This is a genomic window from Streptococcus sp. GS001, assembly GCF_021595565.1.
Lineage (GTDB): Bacteria > Bacillota > Bacilli > Lactobacillales > Streptococcaceae > Streptococcus > Streptococcus xiaochunlingii.
In genome coordinates, this window is sequence record NZ_JACSYJ010000006.1 from 1 (window position 1) to 13,716 (window position 13,716).

A 13,716-nucleotide genomic window follows, 5' to 3' on the forward strand; every position below is an offset into this window, starting at 1 on the left:
GTGCCCTGCACATTGGTTCGTCTTGTTCAGTTTTCAAAGGTCTTTGTCGCTCTCGCGCGACAACTATATTAGTATATCACGTCCATATGTCCTTGTCAATATCTTTTTTCTATTTTTTTAAATTTTTTGTTGTTTTTTTATTTAGAAACTTTATCTTCCTTTAACATAGGAAAGCTCCTGTATGTTCTACAGGAGCTTTCTTAGTGTATTAGCTTATTTTTCTTTGACTTCAAGAAGTCCTACATCTCCATCTTCGCGACGATAAATAACATTTGTTGTATTATCTTCCACATCTTTGTAGATGAAGAAATCATGTCCCAATAGTTCCATTTGTAGAATGGCTTCATCTAGTTCCATTGGTTCAATGTCAATCGTTTTTGTGCGGACAACTTTTTCAAGAGCAACGCTTTCCTCAACCAGAGCGTCTGTAAAGATTTTGCTGGTTGCAGATTTGCTACGATTTTTCTTTTCAATTTTTGTTTTATTCTTTCGAATTTGACGTTCAATCTTATCAACTACCAAGTCGATTGATCCATACATATCTTGAGAAACATCTTCTGCACGAAGTGTAATGGAACCAAGTGGAATCGTGACCTCAACTTTTGCAGTTTTTTCACGATAAACTTTTAGGTTTACGCGGGCATCCAATTCTTGCTCTGCTTGAAAATATTTTTCAATTTTTTCGAGTTTAGAAACGACGTAGTCGTGAATGGCTTCTGTTACTTCTAGGTTTTCACCACGGATACTATATTTAATCATATAAGTACCTTCTTTCTAAACGTTTTTCTTTTTATATCTATATTATAACGCTTTCATTTTGTTTTTGCAAATATATTTTTGATTATTCTATCTTGCTAATGAAAAAGATCTTATTTCTTTCACCCCATTTACAATTAACATTTCTTTGGCTCTTTCGATGGTTGCTCCTGTTGTATAGATATCATCCACTATCACTATATTCTCAGGCCAGCTTTGATTTTCTGGCTCTATTCGTTCAAAGGCTTGTTCTGCTTTCAATCTTTCCTTTTTATTTTTTTGTGATTGGGCCTTTGTATCCTTTTTTCTCAATAGGTCTTGATAGTGAATCCCTGCATATTCTAATATGGCTGTTACTTGATTAAAGCCTCTCTTCTCTTTTCTCTCATCGCTCAAAGGTATGGGAACTATGGTATAGCCTTTATATTTTTTTAGCTCTGCCTTCATTTCTTCAGCAAAGAGACAAGCTAACAATTGGTCACCTTGAAATTTGTACCTTTGAAAATATTCCTTCATTTCTTCATTATAATAGTAAAGCGCTCTATGGTTTACCTTCTTTCCTTTTCGTTTCCACTCTTGGCAATCTTCACAAAAAGTCTCTGTGCTTTTTTTACAACAAGTCTTGCAACTAGCTTCACTAATTGGGTCAAACTTGTTTTTACAGTTGTCACACATTGTTGGATTATCCTTTTTCATTAGGATCAGGCTCTTTAAGGATTCTTGATTGGAAATCTCTTCATCACATAGCAAACAATTACTCAAAAACCTGCCTCCCGATTCATTTCTTTTATTTCTTTAATAGCTTGCGTCATCTCTTTGCTACTACCTTCTGCCAAGTATAGTAATTCCCCTGTGGGTCTTTCCATACTTCTTCCCACACGACCTGCGATTTGAACCAGAGCGCTCTTGGTAAACAATCGATGGTTGGCCTCAATCACAAACACGTCTACTTTAGGGAAGGTGACCCCCCGTTCGAGAATGGTCGTTGACACAAGTATAGTGATTTCTTGATTGCGAAATTTTTCTACCAGTTCCAACCTATTATCCGTTTTTGAGGTTACCAGTTCGATGATCTCATTCTTGAAGGCCCTTCTTAATAGACTGAGGATTTTTTCTCCTAATTCGATTTCTGATACAAATAGGATCAGGGGAAAGGAGGTTTTCCGTTGTTCTTTTATTAGCTTGAGCAACTTCGTTGGCACTTGTTTCTTTTCTATTTTTTTACGTAGATCTTTTAACCATACTTTTTTAGGGACCACAAGGGGATTACCATGAAAGCGTCTAGGTAGACTAACGCGTTTTATCTCCTGTTTTTTGACCTTTTTATCCAATTCTTCTGTGGAGGTAGCCGTCAAATAAATGAGCTTCCCATTCTTGGTTACGGCATTTGAAACTGCTTGATAGAGAACGGGGTTGTCAACAAAAGGAAAGGCATCGACTTCATCGATTATGAGGAGATCGAAAGCTTGATAAAATTTTAGTAGTTGATGAGTAGTGGATATGACAAGAGGCGTTCGAAAATAAGGATCTGAATCACCGTGCAACAAGGAGATGGGACAGGAAAAGTCCAGCGTCATCCGTTTATACAATTCAATACACACGTCAATCCTTGGTGTAGCAATGCATACACATGTCCCTTTTTTAATCATTTCCGCCACCACTTGGTACATCATTTCCGTTTTACCTGCTCCTGTTACCGCGTGTACCATCATTGGCTTGCTTTCTGTCAAGGATTGAACCAACTCCTGGGAAACCCGACTTTGAAAGGGAGTTAAGGTGCCCTGCCATCTTAAGACTTCTTCTTGCGGAAAGGCTTGTTGGGGAAAGTAGTAGAGTGCTTGGTCACTCCTAACTCTTCCTAATTGAATACAGGTTCTACAATAGTAGCTTCCTATCTGTAGTTTCCATCTAGCCTTATCAATCTGGGTTCCGCACCGATTACAAATCAACGCCGTCTTTTCCTGCACTATAGCTGGTAGTTGCTGAGCCTGCTCAAGCAGGTCATCCTCCAGTTGGTCTTGGGTGAACAAACGTCCATAACAATCTTCAAGTTTCATACTTATATATTCGTAAAAGCTCGCAGTTTTAAGAGTTTTTTTGTAAAATAAATGTATGGAATACAAGACTTTTAAAGAGGACGGTCTCGTCCAAGAAGAAATTAAAAAATCCCGCTTTCTTTGCCATGTTAAACGAGTTTATACTGAAGAGGAAGCTCGCGACTTTATAGCCGCTATCAAGAAGGAACATTATAAGGCAACTCACAATTGTTCTGCTTTTGTCATTGGAGAGCAATTTGAAATTAAACGGACTAGTGACGATGGCGAACCTAGTGGGACTGCTGGCGTGCCCATGCTTGGTGTTTTAGAGAACCACGAACTGACCAATGTCTGTTGCGTTGTCACTCGTTATTTTGGAGGCATCAAGCTTGGAGCCGGTGGACTCATTCGCGCTTATGCTGGCAGTGTCGCACAAGCGGTGAAAGAAATCGGTCTCGTTGAGATCAAAGAGCAGGTTGGTCTAGGGATTAGCTTGACTTATCCCCAATACCAAGAGTTTGCGAACTTTTTATCCGCTCACCAATTAACAGAATACCAGACAGACTTCACCGATGCTGTCTTTAGTCTGATCTATGTAGATAAAGAGCAAAAAGAGGATGTGATTGCGGACCTGATTGATTTTTACCATGGAAAAGTTGAGATTAGTGATCAGGGATTAAAGGAAGTGGAAGTTCCTATCCCGTTATAAAAAAAGGCTATCGCATCGATAGCTTTTTTATATTTTACAAACCTTCTTACTGGCGGTATACTAGATACACTAACAAAGGAGTGTATATCGTATGCCAATCTATCAAAATATTACAGAATTAATCGGAAAAACACCTATTGTAAAATTGAATCACCTAGTACCTGAAGGGGTTGCTGATGTCTATGTTAAATTAGAAGCCTTCAACCCTGGGTCATCTGTTAAAGACCGGATTGCTCTTAGCATGATTGAAAAAGCAGAACGAGATGGACTTCTTCAGCCTGGTTCTACTATCGTTGAAGCAACCAGCGGAAATACAGGAATTGGTTTGTCATGGGTCGGGGCTGCCAAAGGGTATAAAGTCGTTATCGTCATGCCTGAAACCATGAGTGTTGAACGTCGAAAAATCATTCAAGCTTATGGAGCAGAACTTGTCTTAACTCCAGGTAGTGAAGGAATGAAAGGAGCTATTGCTAAAGCAGAAGAAATCGCTGCAGAACGAAACGGTTTCCTTCCCCTCCAATTTAACAATAGCGCCAACCCAGAAGTCCATGAAGCAACAACAGGACAAGAAATTTTAGAAGCTTTCGGACCAAATGGATTGGATGCTTACGTCAGTGGTGTTGGAACTGGTGGAACTATTTCAGGTGTTTCTCATGCCTTGAAAAAAGTTAACCCAGCTGTCCAAGTCTATGCAGTCGAAGCAGATGAATCAGCGATTCTTTCTGGTGAAAAACCTGGACCACATAAAATCCAAGGATTGTCAGCAGGTTTCATTCCAGAAACGTTGGATACCAATTCTTATGATGGCGTAATCCGCGTCACTTCTGAACAAGCTTTAGAATTAGGTCGCTACATTGGTGGAAAAGAAGGATTCTTAGTTGGAATTTCATCTGCCGCCGCTATCTATGCAGCAATTGAAGTCGCTAAAGAGCTTGGAGCTGGTAAAAAAGTCTTGGCTTTGGCACCGGATAATGGGGAACGTTACCTTTCAACTACCCTTTACGATTTTGATCAAGAATAAGAAAGAGGCTACGATGTAGCCTCTTTTCTTTCTATCTGCAGAAATAAATTTTTATTTTCCTTGACTAGTGTCACTCAAAAATTCTTTACTTTCTTTAATCCAAATCGGTAATTGTTTGGCTAAAGGAGTAAAACCAATCTTATGGCGATCATTTGAAAAACGATGATGGCGAAAATGCTTTCTGTTCCCAGCTTCTAAGGCTCGAAGGGACAAGCTAGCCTTCCCAGAGTATTCATCTATATCAATAACCTGAGTACAAACTTGATCCCCAATTTTTAAGATATCATGAATGTTGTCGATATATCCACTGCGGATTTCAGAAATATGGATCAAACCGGTTACCCCTGTCTCTAATTCAACAAAGGCTCCATAAGGTTGCAAGCCTGTCACAACACCCTTGAGTTTATCCCCGATTCTCATGCCTCTCCCTCAATGTCAATCGATTCCATGACCACGTCTTCTTTAGGTTTGTCCATGGCACCTGTCTCAACTGCCACAATTGTATCCAATACTTGATAAGAAGCTTCATCCATCAACTGACCGAAAACTGTGTGACGACGGTCCAAATGAGGAGTCCCTCCTTCTTCTGCGTAAATTTCTGCAATAGCTTCAGGCCAACCACCACGGGCAATTTCCTTTTTAGAATAAGGAAGGTGTTGGTTTTGAACGATGAAGAATTGACTACCGTTGGTATTTGGACCGGCATTGGCCATGGATAACGCACCACGGATATTGTACAACTCTTCTGAGAATTCATCTTCAAAAGACTCTCCATAGATGGATTCTCCACCCATACCTGTTCCAGTTGGGTCCCCACCTTGGATCATGAAATCTTTAATGATGCGGTGGAAAATCACTCCATTGTAGTAGCCATCTTTTGCAAGTGCAATAAAATTTGCCACTGTTTTCGGAGCTTGTTCAGGGAAGAGACGAATCTTCAGATCTCCATAGTTGGTATGAATCGTCGCAATTGGTCCTGTTTCTTGATCCATTTTTGTTTGTGGTAAATGCAATTCTTTTTCAACCATTTTTAACTCCTCTAAGGCATGTAAGATGCCATCTTCTTCTAAATTTTTTGTGACATAATCTGCTTTAGCTTTTAATGCATCCTGGGCATTCCCCATGGCAATCGCTAAACCAGCATAGTCAAATAGTTCTAAGTCGTTCAATCCATCCCCAAATGTTAAGACATTTTCTGGTTTGAATCCCAATTTTTCGACTACTTTTGAGACACCATGAGCTTTTGATTGCTGATCCAAGACAACATCTGATGAGATTGGGTGCCAGCGAACCAAACGCAATTTTTGCTCCAAATTCTCAGGTAGGGCATCAACTGTTTTACCAGTCTCGAAAGTCCACATCTGATAGATGGGATGTTTGGCAGCAAAATCAAGATCTACTGGTAGCTTTGGATAAATGGGGTCAATAGCCCGACTTATCTCTTCTGTCCGAGTCGAAAGAGCTGCTTGATGACTCCCAACCAAACCATAATGAATCCCTACCTGCTTAGCCCACGCAATAAAGTCCTGAACAAGTGGATTTGGTACCCTTTCTTCATAAATGACATGCTCCTTACGATCAATCACGTAGGAACCATTCAGAGTGACATAGAAATCGGGTTGGAGAGCCTTGATTTCTTCTGGAACTCCAAAAATCCCTCTTCCACTAGCAATGGCTGTGTAAATTCCTTTTTCTCGTAATTGAGAGAATACTCTGGTGACCGAAGCCGGAACATAGCCGGTCTCAACATTTCGTAAGGTATCGTCAATATCAAAAAATACTATTTTAATCTTTTTTGCTTTGTAGCGTGTTTTTGCATCCATGTGGGTCTCCATTCAGTATGCTGTCTATTATAGCATGTTTTTGACTAAAAATCTTCCTGAGAAACCAAGTGATGCTGGAAGGCATAGACCACTGCCTGAGTACGGTCGCTCACTTCTAATTTTGACAAAATATTCGACACATGGGTCTTGACCGTTTTTAATGAAATGAATAACTCATCGGCAATCCGTTGATTTTCATATCCCTTGGTTAGCAAAGCCAAGATATCTCGTTCACGCGCGGTCAAGTCATCATGGAGTTCCACGTGGTTTTTCCGATACTCTACTTTTTGGCTGACCTCCGTCTCAATTGCCAACTCTCCCTGTTCCACCTTGCGAATAGCCCGTAAAATTTCCTCTGCACTGGACGTTTTGAGCATGTAGCCCTTGGCACCCGCATCCAAGACAGGATAGATTTTTTCATTGTCCAAATAGGAGGTCAGGATCAATATTTTTGCATCTGGCCACTCCTTTAGGATTGCGAGTGTCGCTTCAATCCCAGTCATATGGGGCATGACAATATCCATAATGATGACATCTGGTCGCTCCTTTAAGGCTAACTCAACACCCTCTTGACCATCACTGGCCTCTAAGACTTGATCAATCCCGTCTTGCATACTTAAATAACTTTTCAATCCTAATCGGACCATTTCATGATCATCTACTAGTAATAATTTCATCATCTTCTCCTTCTACTAACGGCACTTTAATATCAATAGCCACTCCCTTTTTGGGACTGGTCAAAATCTTAATCCTTCCTGCCATGTCATCTACTCGATCCTGAATATTCTTCATACCGTAACTTAGTTCACCCAAAGATTCTGGATCAAATCCCACTCCATCATCTGCTAATTTCAGATGGAGAGATTGTTCTGTTTGCAACAGATAAACATCCAAGCGCTTCGCATGGGCATGTTTCAGTGTATTGCTCACTACTTCTTGCACAATACGAAAAATATGCTCTTCAATTGTTTTAGGGAGTCTTTGAACATTGTGTTCAAAGTATACTTCTAAATTGCTCTTTTCTTGTAGTTCTCTAAAAATCACCTGGAGACCTTCTACCAAGTTTCGACCTTCTAATTCTGTCGGCCGCAAGTGTAATAAGAGAATCCGCAAATCATTTTGAGCGGTGTTTAGAATTTCTGTGACCCCCTTCAACTGTTGCCCTACTTTAGGCAGTTGAAGAACTTGATCCTGACTGGCTACACCAGACAAAATCATATTAGCTGCAAATAATTCTTGACTCACTGTATCATGGAGATCTCGGGCAATTCGCCGTCGTTCTCTTTCTACAATCTCTTCTTCATTTTGCATGACCCGATTTTCTGTTCGTTGCAAATTTTCTGTCAGGCGTTTGAGCTTACGATCCAAGCGTTGAAACTCTTCATTAATCTCTTTGTTTTCTCCGAGTTTTAGCTTCTTGCCTTCGAGCAAGTTTCTCAGGTTTTTTTGGACGGTATTCATGATTGTAAATTGAATCAATTTAATCAATAGAATCATCAAAATAGTCAGAGCAACCGTCAAACCAAAACCAATAAACAGAAAAGCACGCAGTTTGGATAAATCTTCCAATAGATAAGTCCACTGAAAGTCAAAGAGCCCAAAGATTGAATGGATAATAACAGCTAGAATTAAAACCGTATAAAGGAAGATTAAAAGATAGTCTGTTCGTTTCATCCTCTGACGACCTCCACATCTCCTACAATCCCCGCAATAACAAGCTTCACTGTTCGATGGGAACTTCGATAATTCGGTGTCTCCATGCTTACTGTCTCATTTCTCAATTTTCTAGGTTTTTGAGAGAAGAGACGCAATTCTCCATATAAGGTATTCACCTGCAAGCTCAGCTCCACATCCACCGGTAAAATAATTTTCGTATTGCCAAACATCTTTCTCATGATGATGACATTGTCATGATTCACAACAATCACTTCGTCTAAATGGATCGTATCCCGCCCCACTAAACGAGTAATCGTTAAATCACGAAAATGGCAGTTTACCTTTGAAAAATGATGCAGATCTCCAATCCAAGGCGTTTTCTCTTGTCGGATTTCTACATCTTCCTCATAATCTATCTTCACTTCTTCGTTTTCACGGTAAAAATAGGGATAAGCCACCAGCATGGCATAGACAACAGCAAACAAAAGCGCAGCAATGACATAAGGATTTAACATGACAATAAAAAACAGCAGAATGCTGGATGCCACTAAAAGAAAATTACTCCGCTGTTTTCCAATGTAATAATACAATAGGAGCAAGCACAGAACCACGATTAGGACAATACGAGATATATTTCCCGCCAAAATAGTGATTGCAGCCATGGTGAGTAACAAAGCTTCAACAAACACAAACAATTGAATCTTCCACATAATTGAACCTCTCCATTCTATTTTATCAAAATTCTAAAGGATTCGCTTCCGCCTCTAGAAGGATTCATTCCAACTCTCTCTTTACTAAAAAAACCAGACCGATCGGGTCTGGTTTTATAAGGTCATCATGTTAAGATTCTGGTTCAGTAGTAGCCGAAGGTTCCGTATTGGAATGGGATTCTACAGTTGTAGAGGTTGAACTTTCTGATGAACTACTTGAAGCTTTCGTGCTACTTGATGATTCTGTTTTCGGTTCGTATACGGTTAAGACAATGCGAGTCTTTTTAATATCGATGCTCGATTGAGCTTCTGGAGTCTGACTCACAATATGACCTGGTAAGACTTCTACTCCGTCCGGCAGATGCGATGTGGTCTTCCGTTCAATATTTGCTTCCTTCACCCCGTAAATCTGTACGAGATTAGAGACAGCAAATTCATAATTAGAACCAACATAACTTGGTAACTCAATCGAATTACTTTCCTTCGATACTTTCAGAACAACCTTGGTATTAGAAGTCAAATCATATTTTTGACCACCAGCAGGAGATTGCTCAAGCACGATTCCTGGCTCCACTTCATTGGTCTCGACTTCTTCAATCGAAATGAGCTTGCTAGAAAGCTTATAGGTGGTTTTCAGATCGTTTTCCGCATCTTCTCTAGACCTACCAGTATAGTCCGGCATGTCAAAGGTGCTTGGCCCTTTCGAGACAACCAAATCAACCTTGCTGTTTTCCTTTTTCTGAGCTCCTGCATTTGGATTGGTACGGATTACATAGCCCTCCAGCACCGAATCACTGTATTCTTCTTTTTCGTCTCCCACTTGAAGATCCTGATCTTCAATGATAGCCCGAGCTTCTGCTACCGTTTTTCCAGATACATCCGGAACTGTTTTGTTGGCTGGACTCATGTAAAGAAGAAAGGCAAAGGCAGCTAGTACCAAAGCTAGGGCGACAAACAAGACCTTGTAGCGCGTCCGCAAACGACGACGTGGTTTATTTTTTGGAGAAACTGGAGCTGTTCGATCCTCTGAAGCCACTGGTCGGTCCTCATGAACTGCAGGACGAGCTTCCGATGTTGGAAGTGGAGCCGGTTTTGGAACCACGTTCACCTTTGGTAAGGTCTTGGTATCCGCTTTTGAAGCGTCATCAAAGACTAATTTTTTCTCATTACGGCGTTCATAAGATAGACAACTTGACAAGTCGACATACATTTCAGCTACCGACTTATAGCGATCGGATAGTTTCTTTGCTGTGGCCTTAATCACCACATTTTCCAAAGCCTGCGGAACATTTTTGTTCTCTTCAATGATGGACGGAAGTGGTTTTTGGAAATGTTGCAGCGCAATGGTCACTGCACTATCCCCATCATAAGGGATATGACCCGTCAGCATTTCGTAGAAAATGATCCCCATTGCATAGATATCACTTTGAATAGAAGCCTTCGATCCTCTGGCTTGCTCTGGTGATAAATAATGAACCGAACCCAACATAGAGTTGGTCTGGGTGAGACTGGTCTCTGCAAAGGCTACTGCAATCCCAAAGTCAGAAACCTTGGCATTTCCGTCCGATGTTAAAAGGACATTTTGAGGTTTCAAATCACGGTGAATAATGCCTTGCGTGTGCGCCAAGCGCATAGCAAGAAGGATTTGCCCCATCAAGCGAACAGCTTCTTCATTTGAGAGAGGAGCATTTTCTTTGATATAGCGTTTCAAGTCCAAACCAGCGACATATTCCATCGCCAAGTATTGTTGGCCATCTTCTTCACCGATATCCGTGATCCGAACGATATTTGGATGATCCAAATCTGCCATCGCTTTGGCCTCTCGTTGGAAGCGAGCAACTGCAATTGGATCTGTTTGGTAATTGGTCCTCAGTACTTTAACTGCAACTTCTTCACCATCTAAGATTAAATCCCGAGCGAGGTAGACATCTGCCATTCCTCCACGCCCGATTTGGCGGATTATCTTATATCGTCCGGCAAAAATTTTGCCGATTTGAATCATGCCATATCCTCCTCAGCAAAGCGAATCAGTACAACTGTAATATTGTCCAAACCGCCAGCATTATTCGCAAAGCGAATCAAGGTTTTTGCCTTTTCTTCAATCGATAAATCACTGACAACGATATCACGGATTTCATCGCCAGAGATCATATTGGTTAATCCATCACTATTGATAACAATGAAATCTCCCGCTTCAACCGTAACCATACCAAAATCCGGCTGCAATTCATCTTTTTGTCCAATGGATTGGGTGATGATATTGCGTTGGGGATGATGAGCTGCCTCTTCTTCCGTAATCTGTCCTGCCTTGAGCAAGGCGTTTACTAAAGAATGGTCACTGGTCAATTGATGGTATTCCCCATTACGCACGAGTCCAATTCGGGAATCCCCTACATGCGCAAATAAGACTTGGTCATCAATAACGGCAACAGCTTCGAGAGTTGTTCCCATTCCTTTATGTTCTTCATCTTGACCAATGCGATGGATCTGCTGGTTTTCTTTTTCCAGATACTCCGCAAACCACTCTCTGACTTCGTTAATGGTGCTGATTTCAGTCGCTACCCAAGCAGCGCCGAGATCGGTAACAGCCATCTCGCTAGCAATATTACCAGCACGATGCCCCCCCATCCCGTCAGCTAGAAAAACCATGGATTTTCCCGCTTTATTTTTATATTGATTTGCATAGTCTTGGTTATTTGTCCGTCTTTGACCTACATCGGTTAAGATAGAAATTTCCATACTGTCCGTATCCTCCTGAGATTACGATATTCTTCGAAAACGACTAATAAAAAAACCGTCGCTTCCATACAATTCTGGTGTAATTAAAATACAGCCATCTTTCAGAATATCTTTTCGTTCATGATCTAATGGCACGAGTTCAAAATTTGGATGGGTTTCTAAAAACTGGTCAACCACATCAAAATTCTCTTCTCCTATAATTGTGCATGTACTATAGACTATTATACCATCTTTCCGCACACTTTGACAAACTCCATCCAATATTTCCAATTGAATCGCCTGTAGAGACGCAAAGTCAGCATTGTCTTTATTGTACTTGATATCTGGCTTACGGCGGATCAAACCAATCCCAGAACAAGGGGCGTCTACCAAGATTTTATCGAAGGCATCCGCTCCAAAAGCTTCAAACACCTTGCTGGCATCCAGTTTTTTTGTCTGGATTTTATCTGCAACTCCCAGACGTTCCGCATTTTCCTGAATTAATTGGAGCTTATGATCGTACAAGTCCAACGCTGTAACCTGCCCATCAACTAGATAAGAAGCTAGATGGGTGGTCTTGCCCCCAGGTGCTGCACAGGCATCCAAGACCTGGTCTGATGGTTGGACCTCTAAAGCCGGAGCGACCAATTGACTGGTCTCATCTTGAATGGTTAATTTCCCTTGTTTGAAGTAATCAGAGCCCGCAAAATAGCCATTCTCCTTTACGAGGGCAGTTGAAGCCAATAAAGAATCCGAAGCCTGCAATTGCTCCTTGATGTCTTCTTTTTGATCCAGATCGACAACACGAACACTGGCCTTGTTGCGAACATAGAGACTCTCAAAAATCGCAATGGCCCGTTCTTCACCATACTCGTCCATCAACTTTTTCACCAACCAAACCGGAAGAGAATAGCGGATTGAAAGTCGTTTGTTGATTCGTTTTATCTGGTCAATTGATGGAAGCTCCTCTCGTAGCATTTTCCGTAAGAGAGCATTGACATATTTTTCGCTCCCCTTTTTCCGTTGCTTAGCAAGCTCTACTGTTTCATGGACAACAGCATGGGGAGGAATCTTCTCCAGATAGACGAACTGATAGAGGCTCATCAATAAAAGATGATAGATCCAGGGATCTACCTGGTCCCGATCAGCGACAAAGTGCGATAGATACCATTCCAAGGTTAGTTTGCGTGAAACCGTCCCATAGACGATTTCGGTTACTAGACTTTTATCCACATCTGACAAGGTTGCCTTGCCCAAGGATTTTTTGAGAGCGATATTTGAAAAAGCACCGTCCTGGAAAATCTCTCCTAGAGTAGATAGGGCCACCCCTCGTGCAGTCTGCATCTTATTTACCAAATTGATCACCTACTTGCAGTTGTCGTCCTAAACCATTTAAGAAATCTCCGACAGGCATTTTGGGTTTACCGGCTGGCTGAACAAGGGTCAAAGCTAAGGCTCCCTCACCCGTCGCAACAACGATTTCATTTTTATGGAGAGCTAAAATTTCTCCTGGCTTTCCTTGACCTTCACACGGTTTTGCTTGGTAAATCTTAAAGCGTTCACCCTTCCATAAGGTATGGGCAACTGGCCAAGGATACATGCCTCGAACTTGGTTAAAGAGTTCACGGTTGGTTCGTGTCCAATCCAGGCGTTCTTCTTCTGGCTTGATATTTGGAGAGAAGGTGACTTGTTGGGGATCCTGCGGTTGGGGCTTAAGCTCTCCCGCAAGGTAAGCTGGCAGAGTTTCTAAAAGAAGATCCCGACCGACAAGAGCCAATTTCTCAAATAGGGTTCCCACATTGTCTTCCTCTAAAATAGGGATGGCGCGAGAAGAAATCATATCTCCAGCATCCATCTCTTTGACCATTTCCATGATGGTCACACCAGCTTCTTTATCCCCATTCATGATGGCATAATGAATAGGCGCTCCACCACGGTATTTTGGAAGAAGAGAAGCGTGCACGTTGACAGAAAACTTCATCGCCTCTAACAAACGACTCGGCAAAAACTGTCCAAAGGCTGCTGTGACGATCCCGTCTGCTCCCAAAGCCAATAAATCTTCTAGTTCTGGGCTTCCAGATAGTTTCTCCGGCTGATAGATTGGCAAGCCTGCTTCTAAAGCCGCTTCTTTTACTGGCGTCATTCGGATTTCTTTTTTCCGGCCAACTGCCCGATCTGGTTGGGTCACAACGGCTAGAATCTCATAGCATTCATCAGAAATCAAGCCTTTTAAGACTGTAGCTGAGAAATCAGGCGTTCCCATAAATAATATTTTTGTCATTTTTTC

The 13,716-nt window shown here is 41.4% G+C and carries 14 protein-coding genes; 2 read left to right on the top strand and 12 right to left on the bottom strand.

Annotation, left to right across the window (positions count from 1 at the left end):
• Positions 1-213: 213 nt before the first annotated feature.
• The 3 genes from hpf to H8S88_RS09370 form a co-directional block, all read right to left on the bottom strand.
• Complete coding sequence (hpf, locus tag H8S88_RS09360; protein WP_006596830.1) at positions 214-759, bottom strand: ribosome hibernation-promoting factor, HPF/YfiA family; 546 nt, start codon at positions 757-759, stop codon at positions 214-216.
• Positions 760-846: 87 nt separating this feature from the next.
• Positions 847-1,518 carry a ComF family protein gene (locus tag H8S88_RS09365; protein WP_048789428.1) on the bottom strand — a complete coding sequence of 224 codons (672 nt, stop codon included), beginning with the start codon at positions 1,516-1,518 and terminating at the stop codon, positions 847-849.
• Positions 1,515-2,813, bottom strand: a complete 1,299-nt coding sequence (locus tag H8S88_RS09370; protein WP_236128273.1) for a DEAD/DEAH box helicase — start codon at positions 2,811-2,813, stop codon at positions 1,515-1,517. The genes H8S88_RS09365 and H8S88_RS09370 overlap by 4 nt, the downstream gene beginning before the upstream one ends.
• Positions 2,814-2,868: 55 nt before the next feature.
• Between H8S88_RS09370 and H8S88_RS09375 the strand changes: the two genes are divergently transcribed.
• Positions 2,869-3,501 carry a YigZ family protein gene (locus H8S88_RS09375; RefSeq protein WP_048789430.1) on the top strand — a complete coding sequence of 211 codons (633 nt, stop codon included), beginning with the start codon at positions 2,869-2,871 and terminating at the stop codon, positions 3,499-3,501.
• Positions 3,502-3,592: 91 nt separating this feature from the next.
• Positions 3,593-4,522 carry a cysteine synthase A gene (gene cysK, locus H8S88_RS09380; protein ID WP_048789431.1) on the top strand — a complete coding sequence of 310 codons (930 nt, stop codon included), beginning with the start codon at positions 3,593-3,595 and terminating at the stop codon, positions 4,520-4,522.
• A gap of 51 nt (positions 4,523-4,573) precedes the next feature.
• Here the strand turns inward: cysK and H8S88_RS09385 are convergent, their stop codons facing one another.
• The 9 genes from H8S88_RS09385 to fmt form a co-directional block, all read right to left on the bottom strand.
• The gene (locus H8S88_RS09385) at positions 4,574-4,942 is read right to left on the bottom strand and encodes a S1 RNA-binding domain-containing protein (RefSeq protein WP_048715304.1); all 369 of its coding nucleotides are present in this window, start codon (positions 4,940-4,942) and stop codon (positions 4,574-4,576) included.
• Positions 4,939-6,345, bottom strand: a complete 1,407-nt coding sequence (locus H8S88_RS09390) for a bifunctional Cof-type HAD-IIB family hydrolase/peptidylprolyl isomerase (protein ID WP_125336202.1) — start codon at positions 6,343-6,345, stop codon at positions 4,939-4,941. The genes H8S88_RS09385 and H8S88_RS09390 overlap by 4 nt, the downstream gene beginning before the upstream one ends.
• 44 nt (positions 6,346-6,389) lie before the next feature.
• Positions 6,390-7,022 carry a response regulator transcription factor gene (locus H8S88_RS09395; RefSeq protein ID WP_048789433.1) on the bottom strand — a complete coding sequence of 211 codons (633 nt, stop codon included), beginning with the start codon at positions 7,020-7,022 and terminating at the stop codon, positions 6,390-6,392.
• Positions 7,000-8,019: a sensor histidine kinase gene (locus tag H8S88_RS09400; protein WP_125336201.1), complete on the bottom strand. Its 1,020-nt coding sequence runs from the start codon at positions 8,017-8,019 to the stop codon at positions 7,000-7,002. The genes H8S88_RS09395 and H8S88_RS09400 overlap by 23 nt, the downstream gene beginning before the upstream one ends.
• Positions 8,016-8,711 carry a cell wall-active antibiotics response protein LiaF gene (liaF, locus tag H8S88_RS09405; protein ID WP_048691924.1) on the bottom strand — a complete coding sequence of 232 codons (696 nt, stop codon included), beginning with the start codon at positions 8,709-8,711 and terminating at the stop codon, positions 8,016-8,018. The genes H8S88_RS09400 and liaF overlap by 4 nt, the downstream gene beginning before the upstream one ends.
• Before the next feature lie 130 nt (positions 8,712-8,841).
• A complete protein-coding gene (pknB, locus tag H8S88_RS09410) occupies positions 8,842-10,713 on the bottom strand; it encodes a Stk1 family PASTA domain-containing Ser/Thr kinase (protein WP_125336200.1) in 1,872 nt (623 codons plus the stop codon).
• Positions 10,710-11,450: a Stp1/IreP family PP2C-type Ser/Thr phosphatase gene (locus H8S88_RS09415; protein ID WP_048691932.1), complete on the bottom strand. Its 741-nt coding sequence runs from the start codon at positions 11,448-11,450 to the stop codon at positions 10,710-10,712. The genes pknB and H8S88_RS09415 overlap by 4 nt, the downstream gene beginning before the upstream one ends.
• Before the next feature lie 21 nt (positions 11,451-11,471).
• Complete coding sequence (gene rsmB, locus H8S88_RS09420; RefSeq protein ID WP_125336199.1) at positions 11,472-12,785, bottom strand: 16S rRNA (cytosine(967)-C(5))-methyltransferase RsmB; 1,314 nt, start codon at positions 12,783-12,785, stop codon at positions 11,472-11,474.
• Positions 12,775-13,710, bottom strand: a complete 936-nt coding sequence (gene fmt, locus H8S88_RS09425) for a methionyl-tRNA formyltransferase (RefSeq protein ID WP_048789437.1) — start codon at positions 13,708-13,710, stop codon at positions 12,775-12,777. Before fmt ends, rsmB begins: the two co-directional genes overlap by 11 nt.
• Positions 13,711-13,716: the final 6 nt, after the last annotated feature.